Annotated in this window: 21 protein-coding genes; 9 read left to right on the top strand and 12 right to left on the bottom strand. The window is 71.0% G+C overall.

All coding sequences use genetic code 11. The annotated features are described in order from the left end of the window. Positions 1-86 precede the first annotated feature (86 nt). The 5 genes from ACWCYO_RS15505 (at position 87) to ACWCYO_RS15485 (ending at position 7,461) form a co-directional block, all read left to right on the top strand. Positions 87-1,115, top strand: coding sequence for a carbohydrate ABC transporter permease (locus ACWCYO_RS15505; RefSeq protein WP_405000648.1), 1,029 nt, complete (start codon positions 87-89; stop codon positions 1,113-1,115). Next, on the top strand, positions 1,112-1,939 hold the full coding sequence (locus tag ACWCYO_RS15500) for a carbohydrate ABC transporter permease (protein WP_449784509.1): 828 nt from the start codon (positions 1,112-1,114) through the stop codon (positions 1,937-1,939). The genes ACWCYO_RS15505 and ACWCYO_RS15500 overlap by 4 nt, the downstream gene beginning before the upstream one ends. Before the next feature lie 6 nt (positions 1,940-1,945). After that, positions 1,946-3,499 (top strand): glycoside hydrolase family 3 protein, encoded by a 1,554-nt coding sequence (locus tag ACWCYO_RS15495; protein ID WP_270144206.1) that lies wholly within the window; start codon positions 1,946-1,948, stop codon positions 3,497-3,499. 751 nt (positions 3,500-4,250) lie between these two features. Next, entirely contained in the window at positions 4,251-5,309 is a 1,059-nt protein-coding gene (locus tag ACWCYO_RS15490; RefSeq protein ID WP_449784508.1) for an SIS domain-containing protein, read from the top strand. A gap of 631 nt (positions 5,310-5,940) precedes the next feature. Continuing rightward, positions 5,941-7,461: a sensor histidine kinase gene (locus tag ACWCYO_RS15485; RefSeq protein ID WP_270144202.1), complete on the top strand. Its 1,521-nt coding sequence runs from the start codon at positions 5,941-5,943 to the stop codon at positions 7,459-7,461. Positions 7,462-7,919: 458 nt separating this feature from the next. On the opposite strand, the gene ACWCYO_RS15480 is transcribed toward ACWCYO_RS15485, so the two are convergent. Continuing rightward, positions 7,920-8,171: a WhiB family transcriptional regulator gene (locus ACWCYO_RS15480; RefSeq protein ID WP_014138019.1), complete on the bottom strand. Its 252-nt coding sequence runs from the start codon at positions 8,169-8,171 to the stop codon at positions 7,920-7,922. 370 nt (positions 8,172-8,541) lie between these two features. Next, positions 8,542-9,513: a diacylglycerol/lipid kinase family protein gene (locus ACWCYO_RS15475; protein ID WP_270144196.1), complete on the bottom strand. Its 972-nt coding sequence runs from the start codon at positions 9,511-9,513 to the stop codon at positions 8,542-8,544. A 50-nt stretch (positions 9,514-9,563) separates the two neighbouring features. Here ACWCYO_RS15475 and ACWCYO_RS15470 point away from each other — a divergent pair, with 50 nt between their 5' ends. Continuing rightward, a complete protein-coding gene (locus ACWCYO_RS15470; RefSeq protein ID WP_270144194.1) occupies positions 9,564-9,977 on the top strand; it encodes a hypothetical protein in 414 nt (137 codons plus the stop codon). Positions 9,978-10,093: 116 nt separating this feature from the next. Here ACWCYO_RS15470 and ACWCYO_RS15465 read toward each other — a convergent pair whose 3' ends face one another. The 5 genes from ACWCYO_RS15465 to sodN form a co-directional block, all read right to left on the bottom strand. Continuing rightward, positions 10,094-11,086, bottom strand: coding sequence for an RNA polymerase sigma factor SigF (locus ACWCYO_RS15465; RefSeq protein ID WP_270144192.1), 993 nt, complete (start codon positions 11,084-11,086; stop codon positions 10,094-10,096). Between the two features lie 153 nt (positions 11,087-11,239). Then, the gene (locus tag ACWCYO_RS15460) at positions 11,240-11,650 is read right to left on the bottom strand and encodes an ATP-binding protein (RefSeq protein WP_270144190.1); all 411 of its coding nucleotides are present in this window, start codon (positions 11,648-11,650) and stop codon (positions 11,240-11,242) included. A gap of 259 nt (positions 11,651-11,909) precedes the next feature. Next, positions 11,910-12,386 carry an N-acetyltransferase family protein gene (locus tag ACWCYO_RS15455; protein ID WP_449784507.1) on the bottom strand — a complete coding sequence of 159 codons (477 nt, stop codon included), beginning with the start codon at positions 12,384-12,386 and terminating at the stop codon, positions 11,910-11,912. A 9-nt stretch (positions 12,387-12,395) separates the two neighbouring features. After that, on the bottom strand, positions 12,396-12,779 hold the full coding sequence (locus ACWCYO_RS15450) for a nuclear transport factor 2 family protein (RefSeq protein WP_270144186.1): 384 nt from the start codon (positions 12,777-12,779) through the stop codon (positions 12,396-12,398). Positions 12,780-13,177: 398 nt separating this feature from the next. Continuing rightward, positions 13,178-13,573, bottom strand: a complete 396-nt coding sequence (gene sodN / locus ACWCYO_RS15445; RefSeq protein ID WP_045699892.1) for a superoxide dismutase, Ni — start codon at positions 13,571-13,573, stop codon at positions 13,178-13,180. 177 nt (positions 13,574-13,750) lie between these two features. Between sodN and sodX the strand changes: the two genes are divergently transcribed. Next, entirely contained in the window at positions 13,751-14,194 is a 444-nt protein-coding gene (gene sodX / locus ACWCYO_RS15440) for a nickel-type superoxide dismutase maturation protease (RefSeq protein WP_405000647.1), read from the top strand. 13 nt (positions 14,195-14,207) lie between these two features. Here sodX and ACWCYO_RS15435 read toward each other — a convergent pair whose 3' ends face one another. The 5 genes from ACWCYO_RS15435 to ACWCYO_RS15415 form a co-directional block, all read right to left on the bottom strand. Beyond that, positions 14,208-14,795: a CGNR zinc finger domain-containing protein gene (locus tag ACWCYO_RS15435; RefSeq protein WP_270144182.1), complete on the bottom strand. Its 588-nt coding sequence runs from the start codon at positions 14,793-14,795 to the stop codon at positions 14,208-14,210. 114 nt (positions 14,796-14,909) lie between these two features. Next, on the bottom strand, positions 14,910-15,662 hold the full coding sequence (locus tag ACWCYO_RS15430; protein ID WP_405000807.1) for an amino acid ABC transporter ATP-binding protein: 753 nt from the start codon (positions 15,660-15,662) through the stop codon (positions 14,910-14,912). A gap of 44 nt (positions 15,663-15,706) precedes the next feature. Beyond that, positions 15,707-16,681 (bottom strand): amino acid ABC transporter permease, encoded by a 975-nt coding sequence (locus tag ACWCYO_RS15425; RefSeq protein ID WP_270144178.1) that lies wholly within the window; start codon positions 16,679-16,681, stop codon positions 15,707-15,709. 36 nt (positions 16,682-16,717) lie between these two features. After that, entirely contained in the window at positions 16,718-17,644 is a 927-nt protein-coding gene (locus tag ACWCYO_RS15420) for an ABC transporter substrate-binding protein (protein ID WP_449784506.1), read from the bottom strand. A gap of 419 nt (positions 17,645-18,063) precedes the next feature. Further along, positions 18,064-18,990 carry an ABC transporter substrate-binding protein gene (locus ACWCYO_RS15415; RefSeq protein ID WP_270144174.1) on the bottom strand — a complete coding sequence of 309 codons (927 nt, stop codon included), beginning with the start codon at positions 18,988-18,990 and terminating at the stop codon, positions 18,064-18,066. A 587-nt stretch (positions 18,991-19,577) separates the two neighbouring features. Here ACWCYO_RS15415 and ACWCYO_RS15410 point away from each other — a divergent pair. Both ACWCYO_RS15410 and ACWCYO_RS15405 read left to right on the top strand, forming a co-directional pair. After that, positions 19,578-20,771, top strand: coding sequence for an NAD(P)-dependent malic enzyme (locus tag ACWCYO_RS15410; protein ID WP_270144172.1), 1,194 nt, complete (start codon positions 19,578-19,580; stop codon positions 20,769-20,771). Positions 20,772-21,038: 267 nt separating this feature from the next. Further along, the gene (locus ACWCYO_RS15405; RefSeq protein WP_270144170.1) at positions 21,039-22,001 is read left to right on the top strand and encodes a zinc-binding dehydrogenase; all 963 of its coding nucleotides are present in this window, start codon (positions 21,039-21,041) and stop codon (positions 21,999-22,001) included. The last annotated feature ends 78 nt before the right edge of the window (positions 22,002-22,079 follow it).

Genomic DNA, 22,079 nt, shown 5'->3' with positions numbered 1-22,079 from the left:
TGTGAGCGGCGTCGCTCACCGGTCCCCGGCGGGGGGCCGGTGGGCGACGCCATCCGTCGTGGCCGGGTTGTGAGGAAGTGAGAACGATGGCTGTGCATTCGGAGCGGGTGCAGACACGGTCCCCGGAGTCGGGGGAGGCCGTTGTGGCCGAGATTGACACCAGTGCCGCCGGCGGCGGGGCCGAGGGCGCCGCGCCGAAGCGCACCAGATCCGCGGGGGGACCGGGCATCGGCTCCCGCCTCGCCCCCTACCTGCTGCTGCTGCCGGCCACCGTGGCGACCCTCGCCCTGCTGGGCTGGCCGCTGCTGAAGACCGTCCTGCTGTCGTTCCAGAACCTCAACCGGCGCCAGCTCGTCATGCATCTGACCGAGTGGACCGGCTTCGACAACTACAAGGAGCAGCTGACCGATCCGGACTTCTGGGCGGTCACCGGGCGCACCGTCGTCTTCACCCTGGTCAACGTGGTGCTGATCATGGTCGGCGGCACCCTGATCGGCCTGCTGCTCAACCACCTCGGCAAGAGGATGCGGCTGGCGCTGTCGATCGCGCTGCTGATGGCCTGGGCCATGCCGGTGGTCGCCGCGACCACCGTCTACACCTGGCTGTTCGACGAGCAGTGGGGCGTCGTCAACTGGTTCCTGGACCAGCTGGGTTGGCACTCGATGGCCGACTACAACTGGATGAGCGACGAGTACTCGACCTTCTTCGTCGTCATCCTGCTGGTCGTCTGGATGTCGATCCCGTTCGTGGCGTTCAACATGTACGCCGGCCTCACCACCATCCCGAAGGAGCTCTACGAGGCCGCCCGGATGGACGGCGCCGGCTCCCTCAAGATCTTCGGTTCGGTGATCTTCCCCAACCTGAAGCCGTTCTTCCTGGCCACGACCTTCCTCGAGGTCATCTGGGTGTTCAAGTCCTTCACCCAGGTCTACGCGATCAACGGCGGCGGCCCCGAGAAGCTGACCCGCACCCTGCCCGTGCACGCCTTCCTGGAGGGCTCGGGCGGCCAGCACTACGGCGTCGGCGCCGCGATCGCGGTGCTCACCATCCTGATGCTGGGCGCGCTGATGGCCTACTACTTCCGCATCATGATCAAGCAGGAGGACGAGCTGTGAGGCGCTCTCTCTTCGGACGCACCTGGCCGAACGTGATCGCGGTCGTCCTCATCGTCTTCTTCGCCTTCCCCGTCTACTGGATGATCGCGACCGCGTTCAAGCAGGACCGCGACATCATCAGCAAGACGCCGGTCTTCATCCCCTTCGACGCGACCTTCGACCACTTCAGCACCGCGGTGAACGCGCCGGACTTCTGGACGTACGTCACCAACAGCGCCACCGTCACCGTCGGCGCGGTGGTGATCTCACTGGTGATCGCGACCCTGGCGGCCTTCGCGATCGCCCGGATGAGGTTCCGCGGCCGCAAGACCTTCGTGCTGGTCATCATGACGGCGCAGATGGCGCCCTGGGAGGTCATGACCATCGCGGTCTACATGATCTCCCGCGACAACGACATGCTGAACAGCCTGCTGCCGCTGACCCTCTTCTACATGATGATGGTCCTGCCCTTCACCATCTGGACGCTGCGCGGCTTCATCGCCGCGGTGCCGAAGGAGCTGGAGGAGTCGGCCATGGTGGACGGCTGCACCCGCACCCAGGCCTTCGTGAAGGTGATCTTCCCGCTGCTGGCCCCCGGCCTGATGTCGACCTCGCTGTTCGGCTTCATCACCGCGTGGAACGAGTTCCCGCTCGTGCTGATCGTGAACAAGGAGCAGGGCAAGACCCTGCCGCTGTGGCTGTCCTCCTTCAAGACGGCCTTCGGCAACGACTGGGGCGCGACCATGGCGGCCTCCACGATGTTCGCCATCCCCGTGCTGATCCTGTTCGTCTTCCTGCAGCGCAAGGCGGTCGGCGGTCTGACCGACGGCGCCGTGAAGGGCTGAGCCACCGTGAGCATCCTCGTACCCACCGCCCCGGCCAGCGACCAGCTGCACCGGGACGCCCTGACCGTCCTGCAGCCCGGCTTCGTCGGCACCGAGCCGCCGGCCTGGCTGCGCCGCCACCTGGCCGCCGGGCTCGGCTCGGTCGCGCTGTTCGACCGCAACGTGGTCGACCTCGACCAGCTCTCCGCGCTCACCCGGGCGCTGCGCGCGGAGAACCCCGACCTGCTGATCGCGATCGACGAGGAGAGCGGCGACGTCACCCGGCTGGAGGCCGGCTCCGGCTCCTCCTGGCCCGGCAACCTCGCCCTCGGCGCGATCGACGACCCGGCCCTGACCCGGGACGTCGCCCGCGAGCTGGGCCGGGCGCTGGCCGCGGCCGGCGTCAACTACAACTGGGCGCCCACCGCGGACGTCAACTCCAACCCGCGCAACCCGGTCATCGGCGTCCGCTCCTTCGGCGCCGACCCGGAGCTGTGCGCCCGGCACACCGCCGCCTGGGTGGAGGGCCTGCAGTCGGCCGGCGTGGCCGCCTGCTCCAAGCACTTCCCCGGCCACGGCGACACCGCGGTGGACTCCCACCACGGCCTGCCGGTCATCGACGTCGACCTGGACGTGCTGCGCGCCCGCGACCTGGTGCCGTTCCGGGCCGCGATCGCGGCCGGTACCAAGGCCGTGATGACCGCCCACATCATGGTCCCGGCGCTGGACCCGAAGCTGCCGGCCACCCTGAGCCCGACCGTGCTGCGCGACCTGCTGCGTGCCGCCCCGGCCGACGGCGGCCTCGGCTACCAGGGCCTGATCGTCAGCGACGCGATCGAGATGGGCGCCATCGCCGACACCTTCGGCATGGGCGAGGGCACCGTGCTCGCGTTGGCGGCCGGCGCGGACGCGATCTGCGTCGGCGGCGGGCTGGCCGACGAGGAGACCGTGCTGATGCTGCGCGACGCCATCGTGGCGGGCGTGCGCTCGGGCGGGCTCGGCGAGGAGCGGCTGGCGGACGCCGCCGACCGGGTCCGGGCGCTGGGCAGCTGGGGCCGGATCGCGGCCCAGGGCGAACAGCCCGAGCCGGACCTCGCGGTGGGCCTGCGGGCCGCCCGGCGGGCGCTGAAGGTGGTCCGGGCGCCGGGCCGCGAGGTGCTGCCGGTGAGCGAACGCCCGTACGTGGCCTCGTTCTCGGACGAGCCGAACATCGCCGTCGGCGACGTGACCCCGTGGGGGGTGGCCGGGATGCTGGCCGACCGCTTCCCGGGCACCCGCACCCGCGAGGTGTCGGCCGCCGAGGCCGCGCCGGAGCTGCTGGACGCCCTGGTCGCGGAGCTGGTGGCCGGCGCCGAGGGCCGCCGGCTGGTGCTGGTGGTCCGGGACGCGCACCGGCACGCGTGGATGGCCGCCGCGCTGAGCCGCCTGGTGGCGGCCCGGCCGGACGCCGCCGTGGTGGAGATGGGGCTGCCCCAGTCCGAGCCGGTCGGCGCGCTGCACATCGCCACCCACGGCGCCGCCCGGGTCTGCGGGCTGGCGGCCGTGGAGGTGCTTACCGGGCAGCCGGGAGCGATCGGCTGAACCGCACGGGAGACGTCACCGGCTGGATCCGGGAGGTGTCGGCCGACGGGCCCGGCATGCGCATGTCGCATGGCGGGCCCGTTCCGTTCTCCGGGCGCCGACCCGCGCTTCCGGCGGGTGACCGTGCTCCCTCAAGCGGGCCTTAAATCCCGCTTAAGTACGACGTGGGGTGACGGGGCGGCGACCGATCGCCACGGAATCCCGGCGCGGTGCAACGGAACGGCAACGGCCCTGGCGGGAAGGGGAGTTGGGCGTTGACAGCTACAGTGGCCTAGGCCAAAGTCCACTCCAATCCCTCCCGAGCACCGCCCTCGGCTCCAGCACCTCGGAGAATGACGCGACGAAGCGTCAGTTCGTGTCCGTGTTCGGAATCACGGCCCTGGCGGTCGGACTGACGGCCCGCTCCTCGTCCGGATCACCCTCCGGTGACGGCAAGCCGCTGCCGACCTTCATCGGCGGCTCCGAAGATCATCCCGGACATGCTGACCGCGATCCTCAAGGGCGAGTCGGTGGACCAGGCCACCAGGGAGGCCGACGCGGCGATCGACCAACTGATCAACAACCCGTCCTGACCGGCCCGCTGACCGCCTCCCGCCTTCCGGGAGGCGGCGGTTCGGGGGTGCCGGACGGGGAGCGCGCTCGTAGGATTGCCCGCGAAGAACCGCAGCGAGTGTGCGGACTCGCCGCCGTAGAGGTCCCCGTCGGGCGATCCGCCCGGCCGGGGTCGACCCGTCTCATCGGAGGCATCCAGATGTCCGACCCGCACACCGTTTCCGTCCCCGGCCGGATCATGGCGGCGGAGATGGCCGAGCAGCCGGCCGTCCTGCGGCGCATCCTCGAGGAGGGTGCGCCGAAGATCCGCGAGATCGCGGCCGGGATCGCCGCCCGCAGCCCCCGCTTCGTCCTGCTGACCGCGCGCGGCACGTCCGACAACGCGGCGCTCTACGCCAAGTACCTGATCGAGATCCTGCTCGGCAAGCCGGCCGGGCTGACCTCGATGTCCACCACCACCGCGTACGGCGCCAAGCCGGACCTCACCGACGTCCTGGTGATCACCGTCAGCCAGTCCGGCGGCTCCCCGGACCTGGTGGCCTCCACCAAGGCCGCCCGCGAGGCCGGCGCGATCACCCTCGCCGTCACCAACAACCCCGGCTCCCCGCTCGCCGAGGTCTCCGAGTTCCACATCGACGTGCTGGCCGGACCGGAGAAGGCGCTGCCGGCCACCAAGACCTACACCGCCGAACTGCTGGCGCTCTACCTGCTGGTCGAGGGACTGCGCGGCGGGGACGGCTCGGCCGCCGAGGAGCTGCCGGACCTCGCCGCCGGCGTGCTGGCCCGCCAGGCCGAGGTGAAGGCACTGGCCGAGCGCTACCGCTTCGCCCAGCGCCTGGTGATCACCTCGCGCGGCTACGGCTACCCGACCGCCCGGGAGGCGGCGCTCAAGCTGATGGAGACCACCTACATCCCGGCAACCCCGTTCTCCGGCGCCGACCTGCTGCACGGCCCGCTGGCCATGGTGGACAACGTCTCGCCGGTGATCGCGGTCGTCCCGGACGGCAAGGGCGGCGAGGCCCTCCAGCCGGTGCTGGACCGGCTGCGCGGCCGCGGCGCGGACCTGGTGGTGATCGGCCAGCGGGCCCAGGTGGACGCCGCCTCGGCGGGCTTCGCACTGCCGGCCGGCGTGCCGGAGGAGGTCCAGCCGATCCTGGAGATCCTGCCGCTGCAGCAGCTGGCCTACGAGGTCACCATCGCCCGCGGCCAGGACCCGGACGCCCCGCGCGCCCTGGCCAAGGTCACCGAGACCCGCTGAGGCGGCTATTCGCCCGCTCGCCTCCGGGGCGCTCGGGCCCGGCGCCGACGGTCGTCGCTCCGATGCCCTCGTTCCTCGGGCCTCCTCGCTCCTCCCTTTCGGCACCGGCGCGCCCCTTCGGCTCGGGGCGGGGATTCGCTTGTCGCTCCTCCCTTTCGGCACCGGCGCGCCCCTTCGGCTCGGGGCGGGGACTCGCCCGCTCGCCTCCGGGACGCTCGGGGTGGGGAGTCGGCCCTCCGTCCACAGCCTGTGGACGGAGGGCCGGTTCTCTGAGCGGCGGAGCGTGCTTCGGGGAGGTCGCGAACGCAGGCCGGAAAACACTACGGGCCACGGCGCCGACACGGGACCCTCAACCCGTGCGGCACCGCAGCCCGGAGCTGTCGTCGGGCACCGGTGTCGATCGAGGACTGTGCGGGGTCTTCGTTCGGCGGCGTCCGACCGAGGAGAAGCCGCGCGCGGTCAGGGCAGTTGCGCGGTGGGCCGCTCCTTGGTGCCCTTCCATTGTGGACTAGACCAATCTGGGTTGTCCAGGCCTCCCCGTAAATTGGTCTAAACAACTCCGGGCAGCCGGCCGCCGGCACCGCACGGTCCGCCGAGCCCGCCCCCCGGCCGACGGCGCTACCCTCGCCATGTGCCCTCGTTGAACGAACTCGTCCGCCGCCACACCACCCTGACCGGGGCCGACGTGGAATGGCTCCACATGCTGGTCTCGGAGTGGCAGCTGCTCTCCGACCTCTCCTTCGCCGACCTGGTGCTGTGGATCCCCACCTGGGACGGCATCCGCTACGTCTCGGTGGCGCAGATGCGGCCCAACACCGGCCCCACCTCCTACCAGGACGACATGGTCGGCCACCTCGTCCCGCGCGGGCGCCGCCCGCTGCTGGACGCCGCCTTCGACGAGGGCCGGATCGTGCGCGAGGGCGACCCGGAGTGGCGCGAGGAGGTGCCGGTCCGGGTCGAGTCGATCCCGGTCCGGCGCGAGGGCAAGGTGCTCGGGGTGATCGCCCGCAACACCAACCTGCTGACCGTGCGCACCCCCAGCCGGCTGGAACTCACCTACCTGCAGAGCGCCTCCGACCTGGCCCAGATGATCGCGGCCGGCAGTTTCCCGTACCCCGGCGTGGAGCAGGCCGACATGGACGCCGCCCCCCGGGTCGGCGACGGCCTGATCCGCCTGGACGCGGACGGCATCGTCACCTACGCCAGCCCCAACGCCCTCTCCGCCTACCACCGGCTCGGCCTCACCTCCGACCTGGTCGGCAGCCACCTCGGCCGGGCCACCGCCGACCTCGCCCCGCCCTCCCGCTCGGCCGTCCACGAGGCGCTGGTGAAGCTGGCCAGCGGCTGGGCGCCCCGGCAGACCGAGGTGGAGGCGCAGGGGGGAGTGGTGACCCTGCGCGCGATCCCGCTCAAGCCCAAGGGGACCCTGACCGGTTCGCTGGTGCTCTGCCGGGACGTCACCGAGCTGCGCCGGCGCGACCGCGAGCTGATGACCAAGGACGCCACCATCCGGGAGATCCACCACCGGGTGAAGAACAACCTGCAGACCGTCGCCGCGCTGCTGCGGCTGCAGTCCCGCCGGATGGAGTCCGAGTCCGGCCGGGCCGCGCTGGACGAGGCGGTGCGCCGGGTCGGCTCGATCGCGATCGTGCACGAGACGCTCTCCCAGGCGCTGGACGAGCAGGTGGCCTTCGACGAGATCGCCGACCGGGTGCTGGCGATGGTGATGGAACTGTCCCAGGACGGCCGGGTGGCGACCCGCCGCAGCGGCAGCTTCGGCATCCTCTCCGCCGAGGTGGCCACCCCGCTGTCGATGGTGCTGACCGAGCTGCTGCAGAACGCCCTGGAACACGCCTTCGGCCCGACGGCCTCCGGGAACCTGGAGGTGAGCGCGCTGCGCGGACGGGCCCCGGCGACCGGCAAGGGCTGGTCGGACAGCTGGAACGGCGGCGCCCGGCCGGAGGAGTACCTGCTGATCACCGTGCAGGACGACGGCCGGGGCATGCCCGAGGGCTTCGACCCGAAGACGGCCGGCAACCTCGGGCTGCAGATCGTCCGGACGCTGGCCACCGGTGAGCTGGGCGGGACCTTCGACATGGTGGCCGGCCCGAACGGCGGGACCAAGGTGATCCTGGAGATCCCGGTGCGTTGATGCGTTGCGGCGCGCGGTGGGGGCGCGCGCTCGGCGGATGCGCCGGGTGCCCGCTCCGTGCGCCCGGGGCGCGGTACCCGGAACTCGGGCGCGGAACCCGGGCCGCGCAACACGGAATCGGGGGCGCGGAAACAGAAACGAGGCCCTGTCGACCGGGGGGGGGTGGGTCGACAGGGCCTCTCAACCCGTTCCGGCCGTCGGGGGGAGTCGGCCGGAACGGGGGCTCTGGGTGGTGCGACACCTCGCATGTGCGTTGCACACGGTGAGCGCCACAGCTCCACAGTATTGCTCTAAGTGAACAGTATCAAGTGGCTGGACGGTCCGGTGTCGCGGGACCTCGCCGGGCAAGGCCCTTGGTGCGGAAGGCTTCACCAGGAAGTGCAGGGAAGCCTTTGATCATGTGTTGATCGGTACGGCGGTTACTGCTGGTGCTACGGCGTGTGATCAGACGCTGCTGATCAGGCGGTGCGGGCGCGGTTGCGGGCGGCACGGCGCTTCATCGCGCGACGCTCGTCCTCGCTCATCCCGCCCCAGACGCCGGCGTCCTGGCCGGTCTCGAGCGCCCACTGGAGGCACTGCTCCATCACCGGACAGCGGCGGCACACGGCCTTGGCTTCCTCGATCTGCAGCAGAGCAGGACCGGTGTTCCCGATCGGGAAGAACAGCTCCGGGTCCTCTTCGCGGCAGACAGCGCGGTGGCGCCAGTCCATGGTCGTCCAACTCCTCCTGCCGCGGGGGGTGGCCCGATCGGCATAATCGAATGGCTTGTGAATGTGAACGCTTTCACGAATCCCACAACAGCAAAAGAGACCAAAGGCCCACCGGGCCCGGGTGGTCTGTGCTGGGAGGGGATTCGGCGATTCGAGGGGCACTCCGCGGTCGGTGCTCCTGTGGTTCCGGAGTTGCCGTCGCTGCGATGTGTCCCGATCGCCATGTAGAGGTTCGCAAACCTCGGGCTCGGATACAACCCCCTTCGGGGAGGAATTTTTGATTCTTCGGTGTCGCATAGCTCACAGCCGGTACTTCTATGGAGTGAAGGGGGCTTGTGCGTTCGAGAAGAAGGGCGAACCCCGCTTCCGGTCACACAATCACACGCAGTGCCCGCCGTACGCCTGTGAAACTGACGCGACTCCGGTCTCCAAGATGGTCCCCGTCGACCTGGAACGGGACGGGTTCCTGCGAAACCAAGGTGAAGTGTCTGACGTCGTGATAGGAGACGACGTGTTTTCCGGACGGCCCGGCCGGCGGGGCACCGTCACTCGAAGGCGCGTACGACCGCAGGATCTGACGGACCGTTCGAGCCGTACCGAACGCCGTCATACGGGTGACGCCGAAGACGTCCAGATCCGTGTCGAAGGAGGCGAGCGGCGAGGGATACACCGGACGGTTGCCGAGGAACGTCCACGGCGAGGTGTTGCTGACTATGGCCAGCACCAGGCCCGGAACGGCTTGGTGGCCCGGGAGTTCGAGGGCCACCGGGCCCGAGCGGCGCTGCTCACGCTGGGTGAAGTAGTGCTTGACCGCCTGCCCGACGTACAGCGCGTGGGTGGACTTGCGCCCGGCCCGGCGCTGCTCCTCGACCCGGCCGACCACCCCGGCGTCGAAGCCGAGGCCGGCGGTGAAGGTGAACCAGCGGTCCGGCAGCCCGTCGGTCATCGCCTTGCCCAGTCCGATCGGCCGCTCGCGCCCGTGCTCCAGCGCGTCCAGCAGGGCGCCGGTGGCCTCCACCGGGTCGTTGGGCAGGCCCAGTGCGCGGGCGAAGACGTTGGTCGAACCGCCCGGCACCACGGCCAGTCGCGGGACCTTGTCGCCCGGGCCGTGCGTCAGCAGCCCGTTCACCACCTCGTTGACGGTGCCGTCCCCGCCCAGTGCCACCACCAGGTCCACCGTGCCGTCCGCCGCCGCCTCACGGGCCAGGTCGCGCGCGTGGCCCCGGTACTGGGTCTCGGCGACCTCCAGCTTGAGGTCGCTGCGCAGGGCGTGGATCAGTACGTCCCTGGTCCGGCCACTGGTGGTGGTGGCCTTGTGGTTCACGACCAGGAGAGCGCGCATGGGGAAAGCCTACGGGGCGGTACGGACCGGCCGGCGGCTACCCTGCTGGAGTGACCGCAGAAACCTCCGCATCCGCACCCGCTCGCCCGGTTTCGCTCACCCTGGGCGCCGCCATCACCGCCCTGGAGGGCGCCGCGCTGGCCGTCGTCGGCATCTTCGACATGGTGTCCGCGCTGTCCGGGCAGGCCAAGCAGCTGGCCCTGAACGAGTTCGGCGGCCTGGTCATCGTGCTGCTCGGGGTGCTGCCGATACTGGCCGCCCGGGCGCTGCTCAAGGAGCGCCGCTGGGGCCGCAGCCCGGCGGTGCTGACCAACTCGATCTGCCTGCCGGTCGCCTACTACATGGTCCAGAGCGGCGGCGCGATGATCGCGGCCGGCGTGCTGGTCGGCCTGCTCGGTCTGGTGGGCATCGGCGCGCTGCTCAACCCGAAGTCCACGGCGGCCCTGTACGTCCAGGAGAACTGAGCACGCGGCAGGACTGGGCGCACGGGCCGCCGCAGGCCCGCAACATTCCGAACGGCAGAACGGCAGAACGGCAGAACGGCCGCCGCAGCGGGAGCTGGGCGGCCGTTCGGCGTCTGCTACTCCTCGACCAGGAGCTTCTCCCGCAACTGGGCCAGGGTCCGCGCCAGCAGCCGGGACACGTGCATCTGGGAGATTCCCACCTCGGCGGCGATCTGCGACTGGGTCATGTTGCGGAAGAACCGCAGCACCAGGATCTTCTGCTCGCGGGGCGGCAGTTGGGCCAGCAGCGGCTTGAGCGACTCGCGGTACTCGACGCCCTCCAGCGCCTCGTCGGTGGCGCCCAGGGTGTCCGCCACGGCCGGCGACTCGTCGTCGCTGTCCGGCACGTCCAGGGACAGCGTGGAGTACGCGTTGGCGGACTCCAGGCCCTCCAGGACGTCCTCCTCGGAGATCCCCAGGTGCTCGGCCAGCTCGTGCACCGTGGGGGAGCGGCCGTGCCGCTGGGAGAGCTCGCTGGTCGCCGTGGTGAGCGACAGCCGCAGCTCCTGCAGGCGGCGCGGGACGCGCACCGCCCAGCCCTTGTCGCGGAAGTGCCGCTTGATCTCGCCGACGATGGTCGGCGTCGCGTAGGTGGAGAACTCGACCCCGCGCTCGTGGTCGAAGCGGTCCACCGACTTGATCAGTCCGATGGTGGCGACCTGGGTCAGGTCGTCCAGCGGCTCGCCCCGGTTGCGGAACCGCCGGGCCAGGTGCTCGACCAGCGGGATGTGCATCCGCACCAACTGGTTGCGCAGCTCGACGCGCTCCGGGGAGCCCTCGGGCAGCGCGGACAACCTGACGAACAGCGCGCGGGCGGCCTCCCGGTCCGGCGCACCGGTGCGGTGCGAGCCCTGGGCGGGCACGGCGCCGTGCAGGTCCGCGGCGTCCTCCGCCGGTTCCGGCGCAGGAGCGGAGGCGTGCGTCGGCTCAGACGTCGGCTCGGTCGGGTGGCTCATCCGGTGGGCGTCCTTCGGGTGCGCTTCGTCGTTGGCGGCGAGGCCGGGAACGCTCGCCTGGGTCGGTACGGCAGGTCCCGCCGTCGCGAGGCCGGTACGGTCCAGATCACTCACGGCCATTCCCCCGTTCCGTTCCGGGAGCACCGGGGCCGTCGGCCCCGGCATCGTCTCGTTGGTCGTACCGCCCGGGGGCGGTACCGGGAGCCGCCCGTCGGGCCCCGGGTGGGGAACGGCGGACGGCCCTTGCAGGGTGCTGCTCGGTGCCCGTCAGTGGGCGGCGGACCCGCCGCGCTTCTTGTGCAGGCTGATCGACACGGTGTTGTCCTCGCCGACCGAGGAGTCCACCTCGCCGGCCAGCGCGGAGAGCACCGTCCACGCGAAGGTGTCGCGCTCGGGCGCCTTGCCGTCCGTGGTCGGAGCGGCGACGGTCACCTTCAGCGAATCGCCGACCAGCCGGAACTCGCAGGACAGCACGGAACCCGGCACCGCCTGCTGGAGCAGGATGGCGCAGGCCTCGTCGACCGCGATCCGCAGGTCCTCGATCTCGTCGAGGGTGAAGTCCAACCGGGCCGCGAGCCCGGCCGTCGCTGTTCGCAGCACGGAGAGATAGGCCCCCGCCGCGGGCAGCCGGACCTCCACGAAGTCCTGAACTCCGAGATCGCTGTCGATCTGGGACACCCTTGCCTCCTGGGTGACGCGCTGTGCTTGCTTGGTACCCCCGGTGAGGGGGCCTCTGCTACCGCTGTTCTACCGCTACCGGTTGCGCCGTTGGTACCCCTGACCGGGGGTATCGATGCGGCAGTTCCGCCAGCGTTGGGTCTGACCTCCGCACCCGGTGCGGGAGTTACTCATGGTAAGGCATTGCGACGCAGGGTGGCAGGGCCTTTGCCCGTACTCCGTGCGTTCGTATGCCGTGCGTTCGTACGCGTGTGCCCGTTCAACGGCTCCCGGCGTCCCGGAGTGCCTCGTCGGTGAGCCGGTAGACGGTCCAGCCGTCCATCGGCACCGCGCCGAGTGACTTGTAGAAGTCGATCGAGGGCTGGTTCCAGTCGAGCACCGACCACTCCACCCGCGCGTAGCCGCGCACGACGGCGATCCGCGCCAGCTCCAGCAGCAGCGCCTTGCCGTGGCCGCCGCCGCGGGCCGCCGGGCGGACGTACAGGTCCTCCAGGTAGATCCCGTGGGTGCCGCGCCAGGTCGAGAAGTTGAGGAACCAGACCGCGAAACCGACCGGCTCGCCGGTGACGTCGTCCTCGGCGATCAGGCCGAACAGCGCCGGGTTGGCGCCGAACAGCGCCTCGCGCAGCTGCTCCTCGGTGGCCACCGCCTCCTGCGGGGCCTTCTCGTACTCCGCCAGCTCGCGGATCATGGCCAGGATGACGGGAACGTCGGTGACGACGGCGGTGCGGATCATGCCGCGAGCCTACTGCTCGGTCCCCGCCTCGTCCCAGGCCTGGACGGAGGTCTGGTCGACGATCCGGCCCTCCCGCAGGTCGGCCATCGAGGCCATCAGGACCCGCACCCCATCGGGGTAGCGGCAGGACTCCAGGAAGGCGACGTGGTCGCCCTGGACCACCACCTGCTCCAGCTTGTGGGTCATCTCGCGGCCGTAGATGTCGTCCAGCATGGCGCCGATCTCCTCCCGCCCGTGCATCACCAGGGGGTGGCTGGGCTGGGTCTTGCGGTCGACCACGCGCAGCTCGGCGTCCTCGGCGTACAGCGCCAGCAGGGTCTCGGCGTCGCAGCGCTCGATGCCCTCGCGCAGCGCTCGGGTGTCGAAGGCGGCGGGGGCCGACATGGTGCTCATGGTCTCGCTCCTCCGGTCGGGGTCCGTCGGCTCGCACTTCGAGCGTACGCCCGACCGGGGGCTTCGATCGGGCCGGTCGGCGGGCCGGGACGGTGCGCGGGAGGTCGGCCGGGGTGCTGATCGCGGCCGGGTCGCGCGGGCCCTCGACCAGGTCGACGTAGTCCATGCGACGATCCGGTCGTTCCCGATCGCGGAGACGTTCGTCGGCGGCGGGAAGGACTTCGGGAAGGCCCGGGACTCCCCTCGGGCGGTCGGCACCGGACTTCTCCGTCGGACGCCCTGGCGGCATGACGGTCACTCAGGCCATCGGCCCCCACCGGGGGGTGATCGCACGTGGACGCACGACCGCCCCCGTCCGGCGGAGCGGACGGGGGCGGTCGACTGGCGACGCGTCAGGCTCAGGCCTGCTTGGTCTCCCAGAAGATCTTGTCGACCTCGGCGATCAGGTCCAGCAGGGCCTGGCCGGTGGCCGGGTCGGTGGACGCCTTGGCGGCCGAGGCGGCCTTCAGGGTGTCGTTGATCAGCTGGTGCAGCTGCGGGTACTTCTCGAAGTGCGGGGCCTTGAAGTAGTCGCTCCACAGCACCGAGATGTGGTGCTTGACGGCCTCGGCGCGCTGCTCCTTGATGATGATGGCGCGGGCGCGGAAGTGCGGGTCCTCGTTGGCCTGGTACTTCTCCTGGGTGGCCTTGACCGACTCGGCCTCCAGCTTGGCCTGCGCCGGGTCGTACACACCGCACGGCAGGTCGCAGTGGGCGTGAGCGGTGGCGCGCGGTGCAAACAGACGAGAGAACATGGGAGTCCTTCCTTAGATCGTCTTCCCGCGCCCGAGACTACCCTTCCGGCCTCCGGGTTTCGCGGCCGGGCGGTGGGCCTAGGGCAAAAGACGGACCCTGAACCGGGGTAATCCGGACACCGAACGGATGACGGTCCGTACGGCAGACTGGGGGCGGGCGGTCCGGGAGGAGGAGTCGTGGCGCGGAGCACGGAACCGCAGGGCGGTGCGGGCGGTGGCCTGCTGCCGTTCGGACTGGTCGACGTGGCGGGCCCGTCGATGATCCCGACCCTGCGCGAGGGCGACCGGCTGCTGGTCCGCTACGGCGCGCCGATCCGGCCCGGGGCGGTGGTGCTGTTCCGGCACCCCCTCCAGCAGGACCTGCTGGTGGTGAAGCGGGCCGCCGAGCGCCGCCCGAAGGGCTGGTGGCTGCTGTCCGACAACCGCCCGGTGGACAGCGACAGCCGCAGCTACGGTCCGGTCCCGGACGAACTGGTGCTCGGCCGGGTGCTGCTGCGGCTGCGCCCGAGCCCCGCCTGGCTGGCGCCGGGCCGCGGGCTGGAACGGCTGCTGCTCGGCCCCCGGCTCTCCCGGGTGCCGGGCCTGGCCCGCCGCCTCGGCGTGTGGGTGGAAGAGGTCTGACCCCCCCGAGGCCCTAGTTGCCCGAGTGCAGTGCCGCCTCGGCCTCCTGCCGCTTGCGGGCCCGGTACGCGGCGACGTTGGCGCGGGTCGCGCAGCGGTCGGAGCAGTAGCGGCGGGAGCGGTTGGTCGAGGTGTCCAGGTAGGCGTTGCGGCACGGCGCGGCCTGGCAGATGCCGAGCCGGTCGGCGCCCAGCTCGGTGAGGTGGACGGCCAGGCCCATGCAGGCGACGGCGCTGAAGTGCGCGGTGGCGGTGGGCGAGTTGTCGGCCAGGTGCAGGTGCCAGCGCGGCCGGCCGGCGGCGTCCGGGTAGTCGTGCCCGGAGACCAGCGGGCTGACGGGGTACTCCATCAGCAGACTGTTCAGCAGGTCGACGGCCCGGACCTCGTCCCCCTCGGCGGCGGCCTCGAACACCCCGCGCAGCCTGGTCCGCACTGCCCGCAGCCGGGGCACGTCGGACTCGTCGGCCAGCGCGGCGGCACGGGACGAGTCGGAGAACAGGGCGCGCACGGCGTCCACCGAGGTCAGCGAGTCAGTGCCGCGCTCGGGTTCCTCGGTGTTCACCAGCCGAACGGCGAGATCGGCGTACGAGGCGAGCTCCACGGCGGTCCTTCCAGGGGTATCGGTAACGGGCTGATTGCTTCCAGCCTATTACCCGGCTGGGGAAAACGGCGGCGCCCGGCAGGAAGTCGCCTGCCGGGCGCCGACCGTACGGGTTCAGAGCACCTTGGAGAGGAACGCCCTGGTCCGCTCGTGCTGGGGGTTGGTGAGCACCTCGCGGGGGTTGCCGGATTCGACCACCACGCCGCCGTCCATGAACACCAGTGCGTCGCCGACCTCGCGGGCGAAGCCCATCTCGTGGGTGACGACGATCATCGTCATCCCCTCCTCGGCCAGGCCGCGCATGACGTCCAGCACCTCGCCGACCAGCTCCGGGTCGAGCGCCGAGGTGGGCTCGTCGAAGAGCATCAGCTTGGGCTTCATGGCCAGCGCGCGGGCGATCGCCACCCGCTGCTGCTGGCCGCCGGAGAGCTGCGAGGGGTAGTTCTTCGCCTTGTCGGCGAGGCCGACCCGCTCCAGCAGGGCCATCCCGCGCTCCCGGGCCTCGGCCTTGTTCTCGCCCTTGACCTGGACCGGCGCCTCCATGACGTTCTCCAGGGCGGTCATGTGCGGGAACAGGTTGAAGTGCTGGAACACCATGCCGATGTCCCGGCGCTTCTGCGCGACCTCGCGGTCCTTCAGCTCGTGCAGCCGGCCGCCCTTCATCCGGTAGCCGACGAGTTCGCCGTCCACCGAGAGCAGGCCGCCGTTGATCTTCTCCAGGTGGTTGATGCACCGGAGGAAGGTCGACTTGCCGGACCCGGAGGGGCCGACCAGGACGAACACCTCGCCCTTCTTGACCTCCAGGTCGATGCCCTTGAGCACCTCCACCAGGCCGTAGGACTTGCGCACGCCCTGCGCCTCGACCATCGGGACCGCCACGGCGTCCGTCACCTGCGGCTTCGTCAGATCGGTCATACGTGGCCACCTCCTTCGAGGCCGGGCACCACGTCGTCCTTGGCCGGCGGGACGGGCTTGCCGGCGAACAGCCGGCGCAGTCGCTGCAGCGGCGTGGGCGGGAGCACCCGGTTGGCGCCGCGGGCGTAGTAGCGCTCGATGTAGTACTGGACCACGGTGAGGATCGAGGTCATCAGCAGGTACCAGATGCTGACGACGATCAGCAGCGGAATGGTCTGGAACGTGCGGGAGTAGATGTTCTGGCCGGCCCGGAGCAGCTCCTCCAGGGCGATCGACGAGACCAGCGAGGTGGTCTTCAGCATCGAGATGGTCTCGTTGCCGGTCGGCGGGATGATCACCCGCATGGCCTGCGGCAGGATGATCCGCCGCATGGTGTTGAACTGGCTCATGCCCAGCGCGTGGGCGGCCTCGGTCTGGCCGAGCGGCACGGACTGGATGCCGCCGCGGACGATCTCCGCCATGTAGGCGGCCTCGTTGAGGCCCAGGCCCAGCAGGGCGGCGACGAACAGCGGGATCGCCTGGTTGGTCGGCTCGGACCAGAAGGCCGGGCCGAACGGGATGCCGAACGAGATGTTGGCCCACAGCGTGCCCAGGAAGTTCCAGAACAGCAGCTGGACCAGCACCGGGGTGCCGCGGAAGACCCAGATGTAGAACCAGGCGGTGCTGGAGAGCACCGGGTTCGGCGACAGGCGCATGATCGCGAGGATCACGCCGCCCGAGACGCCGATCAGCATGGAGAGGAAGGTCAGTTCGAGGGTGACGCCGAGGCCGTGCAGGATCGAGGAGTCGAAGAGGTACGTGCCGACGACGTCCCACTGGAACTGGGGATTCGTGGTGAGGGCGTGGATCAGCATCGCCGCGAGGACCGCGACGACTGCTGCCCCGACCCAGCGTCCGGGGTGGCGGACCGGGACGGCCTTGAGGGTTTCGGGCCGTCCCGGGTGCACCGACCCCTGGTCGGAAGAGTTCACTGTGTGGCCTCAGGGGTTGTGTTCAGAGCAGCGGATTCAGCTGGTGGCGCCGTTGAGGACGGACTTGTCGATCGCGCCGGCCTGCACGCCCCACTTCTCCAGGATGCTCTTGTAGGTGCCGTCCGCCATCAGGGACTGGATGGCGCCCTGGACGGCCTTGGAGAGCAGCGAGTTCTTCGGCAGCACGACGCCGTACGGGGCGGTGTCGGTCACCTGGCCGACCTTCTCCAGCTGGCCGTTGGTCTGCTTGATCGCGTAGTCGATGACGGGGGAGTCGGCCAGCATGACCTGGTCGCGGCCGGAGACCAGCGCCTGGGTGACGTCGGTCTGCAGGTCGAACTTGTCGCCGTCGTTCGGGACGGTCGGCTTGCCGGCCTTGGTGCAGGCGGGGTTGATGGTGTCCTTGACCGAGTCGGCCTGGGTGGTGCCGGTCTGGACGGCGACCTTCTTGCCGCACAGGTCGGTGGGGTCGATCTTCTCCGGGTTGCCCTTCTTGACCGCGGCGCCCGTGCCGGCGCTGAAGTAGGTGACCATGTCGACCGACGCCTCGCGCTCCTTGGTGTCGGTGAAGGAGCTCATGCTCATCGTGTACTTGTTGCCCGTGATGCCCGGGATGATCGCGTCGAAGGTCGCGTTCTGGACGTCGGCGGTCAGGCCCAGCTTCTTGGCGATGGCGTTGGCCAGGTCCACGTCCATGCCGACGATGGCGCCCTTGTCGTCCTTGAACTCGTTGGGCGCGTAGGAGGCGTCGGTGGCGACGACGATCTTGCCGGCGGACTTGACGTCGGCCGGGACGAGCGCGGCCAGTGCCGCGTCGCTGGTCACGGCGGGGACCGTCGCGCTCGCGTTGACGCCGGAGGAGCCGGACGGCTTGCTGCTGCCGCAGCCGGTCAGCACGAGGGACACGGACACGGCGGCCACGCCGGCCGCGAGGAGGCGGGTGCGCTGGGTACGGGCGGTCATGAGGGGGATCTCCTCCTGGGGAGAGAAATCGGGCGGAGCGCGCCGCGGGAGCGGCGCACCGGGGCAGCTGGCCGTACGGAGCCGTACGGGTGGTGGTGTCGCTGTACGTCGTCGTACGGGCGTTGCCGGTGGTGCAGTTGCCTGGGCGCAGGGGGCAGCCCAGGGTGGTGCGGGGTACTGCTTTCCGCCACCCTCCGCCGAGGTGGACGTCGATCTGAACCGCCTCGACCAGTGGCCGGCTCGATCCGAGATGGGGGGAATCCTGCCATCTGAGGACGGTCAGGTGGCCCTCATTCAGATCAAAATCGGATAACAAGGGCCCGCGGCGTCCGCTATTCGGACGGATCGCGTGCCCCTGTCACCCTGCGTATAAGTATGCAGATCCGCCTGTGCTCTGCCGGGAGGCCCGCCGCCCCCGCTCAGATGCCCCCGTTGACCACCGCGTTCTGCGCCGCGCCCGCGCTCACGTTCCACTTGTCGAGGATCTTGTCGTACTCGCCGCTGCGGATCAGCTGGTCCACCGCCTTGGACAGGGTGTCGCGCAGCCCGGTGTCCTCCTTGCGCACCGCGATCCCGTACGGGTTGGAGGTGGACAGGGTGCCGGTCACCTCGAAGCGGTTGCCGCCGTCGGTGGTCTTCGCCGCGTAGGCGGCCACCGGGTAGTCGTTCAGGCCGGCCGCGGCCGCGCCGGAGGCGACCTCGGCCAGCACCTTGGCGTCGGAGTCGAAGCGGTGCACGGTCAGCGGGCGGCCGGTGCGGGCGCAGACGGCCGTCTGCCGGGTGGCGATGTCGTCCTGGTTGGTGCCCTGCTGCAAGGCGATGGTGCGTCCGCACAGGTCGTCCAGGGCGCGGATCCCCTTGGGGTTGCCCTTCGGGACGACGATCGAGGTCCCGGCGATGAAGTAGTCCACGAAGTCGACGCCCGGGTTGACCTGCTTGCCGTTCTCGTCCAGGCCCTCGCGGCGCTGGCGGATGTCGCTGAGCGCGGACATCGCCACGTCGAACTGCTTGCCCTGCAGGCCCGTTATCAGCTTGTCGAACGGGGTGTCCTGGAACTCGACCCGCACGTCGAGGATCCGGCCGAGGGCGGCGGCGAGGTCCGGGTCCAGACCGGTCGGCTTGCCGTCCGGGCCGTGGAACTCCACCGGCGTGAGGTTGACGTCCATGCCGATGCGCAGCACCCCGGCGGAGCGCTGGGCCTTGGGCAGCTTGGCCCGGATGTCCTTGACCGGGTCGCTCGCGGCGGCCTGCCCGCCACCGCCGCAACCGGTGAGCAACAGGGCTCCGACGGCGGCCAGGACGACTCCGGCGACGGCCGGACGGTGGGCAGGGAGGACGTGAGGCATGAGGGCTGCTCCTGGGGGCGGACCGCGGGGCGCCGCGGTGTCGCGCTGGTGTACGGCGAATGACGGACATGCGATCCTGTCATCCCGCCCTGCCGGGCCCGGCGGCGGGTGTGTCAGAATTCGGTACCGGGTGACCCCCGGACGCTCGAACCAGACCGACGAGCCCCGACAGGCTCGGGGTGCCCAGGACCGGAAGTCATCACGTGGCTCCGTATCCGGGGCGCCGACTCCCCCACGGGTCTGCGTTCACTCCTGTGGGTGCGCGTGCCTCCACGCCGTTGCCGCCGCCGGGGCCCGGCGCTTCCGACGCCGGACTCCAGTCGAGGCGACAGCACGGCGATGAACGGCACGTGACGAGGACGAAAAGGCATAGGTGCGATGCCTCCGTCCGACCCTACGCTCGGCCCGGTAGCACAATGCGGATCAAGAACAAGACCCCATAAAACCCTCATCCGAGGGCGCCACCCGACGACAGCGCCCCACCCCGACCCCGGGTCCGCTTCGGCGTACCCGGTTTCCGGCTTCCGGACGGGGCCGCCCTGCCCGTCGGCCGCGCACCTCGCCAGATCAATGACGAAGAGGTCATCGTGGCAGCGGAGATCATCAGCAGCACCCAGGACACCGACGATCCGGTCGACGCCGTTTTCGCGCTCCACCGCGGCGGCAAGATGGAGATCCGGGCGACCGTGCCGGTGCGCGACGCGGACGACCTGTCCCTCGCCTACACCCCCGGTGTCGCCCGGGTCTGCACGGCCATCGCCGAGCAGCCGGAGCTGGTCAACGACTACACCTGGAAGTCCAACACCGTCGCGGTGGTCACCGACGGCACCGCGGTGCTGGGTCTCGGCGACATCGGCCCGGAGGCCTCGCTCCCGGTGATGGAGGGCAAGGCCATCCTGTTCAAGCAGTTCGGCGGCGTGGACTCCGTGCCGATCGCGCTCGCCTGCACCGAGGTGGACGAGATCGTCGAGACGGTCGTCCGGCTGGCCCCCTCCTTCGGCGGCGTCAACCTGGAGGACATCTCCGCCCCGCGCTGCTTCGAGATCGAGCGCCGCCTCCAGGAGGCCCTGGACATCCCGGTGTTCCACGACGACCAGCACGGCACCGCGATCGTCACCACCGCCGCCCTGTGGAACGCCGCCAAGGTGACCGGCCGGGAGATCGGCTCGCTGCGGGCCGTGATCTCCGGCGCCGGCGCGGCCGGCATCGCCATCGCCAAGATGCTGGTGGCCGCGGGCATCGGCGACGTGGCCGTCTGCGACCGCAAGGGCGTGGTGTACGAGGGCCGCGGCGACCTGACGGACGTCAAGGCCGAGATCGCCGAGCAGACCAACCGCTCGGGCCTCAAGGGCTCGCTGGCCGACGCGCTGGCCGGCGCCGACGTGTTCATCGGCGTCTCCGGCGGCACCGTGCCGGAGGAGGTCGTGGCGACCATGGCCGAGGGCGCGTTCATCTTCGCGATGGCCAACCCCGACCCGGAGATCCACCCCGAGGTGGCGCACAAGTACGCGGCGGTCGTCGCCACCGGGCGCAGCGACTTCCCGAACCAGATCAACAACGTGCTGGCCTTCCCGGGCATCTTCGCCGGCGCCCTCCAGGTGCGGGCCTCCCGGATCACCGAGGGCATGAAGCTGGCCGCCGCCAAGGCGCTGGCCGGCGTGGTGGCCGACGAGCTGACGCCGCAGAAGGTCATCCCCTCGCCGTTCGACGAGCGGGTCGCCCCGGCGGTCACCAAGGCCGTGGCCGACGCCGCCCGCGCCGAGGGCGTGGCCAGGATCTGACGCGGTGTCGAGGGAGCGCGCCGACTGTGACGGCCGCTCCCCCGGTTCCCCCCGAGTCGAAGGGCGCGCCGCTCCCGAAAGGGTGAGCCCCTCCTGCCCGATGGCGGGCAAGGAGGGAGAGCGACAAGCGAGGCACGAGCGCCGGAGCGACGACCGCCGGCAGCGGGTCCGAGCGCCCGGAGGCGAGGGGGGAACAGCTGAGGCCGGGACGCGCGTCACACGTACGCGTGGTTCCCGGCCTCGGCCGTCCCGGCTAGTGTCCGGGGCATGTTTGCTGCCTATGCCGCCCGTATCGACGCCGACGACCCGCTCAGCGGCCTGGAGTTGGGCGAACTCCCCGAGCCGCAGGCCCGCCCCGGCTGGAGCGTGGTGACGGTCAGGGCTGCCAGCCTCAACCACCACGACCTGTGGTCGCTGCGCGGCGTCGGCCTGCCCGCCGAGAAGCTGCCGATGATCCTCGGGTGCGACGCCGCCGGCGTCGACGAGAACGGCAACGAGGTCGTCATCCACTCGGTGATCGGCCAGACCGGTCACGGCGTGGGCCCGGACGAGCCCCGGTCCATCCTGACCGAGCGCTACCAGGGCACCTTCGCCCAGCAGGTGGCCGTGCCGACCTGGAACCTGCTGCCCAAGCCCGCGGAGCTGAGCTTCGAGGAGGCCGCCTGCCTGCCCACGGCCTGGCTGACGGCCTACCGGATGCTGTTCACCAACGCCGGGGTCAAGCCCGGTGACACCGTGCTGGTGCAGGGCGCCGGCGGCGGGGTGGCGACCGCGCTGGTCGTCCTCGGCAAGGCGGCCGGCCTGCGGGTCTGGGTCACCGGCCGGGACGAGGCCAAGCGCCGGCGGGCGGTCGAGCTCGGAGCGGACGCGGCCTTCGAGAGCGGCGCCCGGCTGCCCGCCCGGGTGGACGCGGTGATGGAGACGGTCGGCGCGGCGACCTGGTCGCACTCGGTGAAGTCGCTGCGCCCGGGCGGCACCATCGTCATCTCCGGCGCCACCTCCGGCCCCAGCCCGAAGGCCGCCGAGCTGAACCGGATCTTCTTCCTGGAGCTCAAGGTGGTCGGCTCGACCATGGGCACCAAGGAGGAGCTGGCCGGGCTGCTGGCGCTGTGCGCGAACACCGGCGTCCGGCCGGTGATCGACTCGGTGCTGCCGCTGTCCGAGGCCCGGGACGGCTTCGCCCGGCTCGCCAAGGGCGAGGTCTTCGGCAAGGTCGTGCTCAACCCCTGACGCGCGGCGGCCCGGTGTCCTCGGGTGTCCACCCCGACCATCCCGGCCGCCCGGGCCGCCTCCAGCGGCATCGTCCGC

The organism is Kitasatospora sp. NPDC001683, from assembly GCF_053596495.1.
Note: the sequence above shows the minus strand (reverse complement) of the source record. Positions and strands in the feature narration are given on the sequence as shown.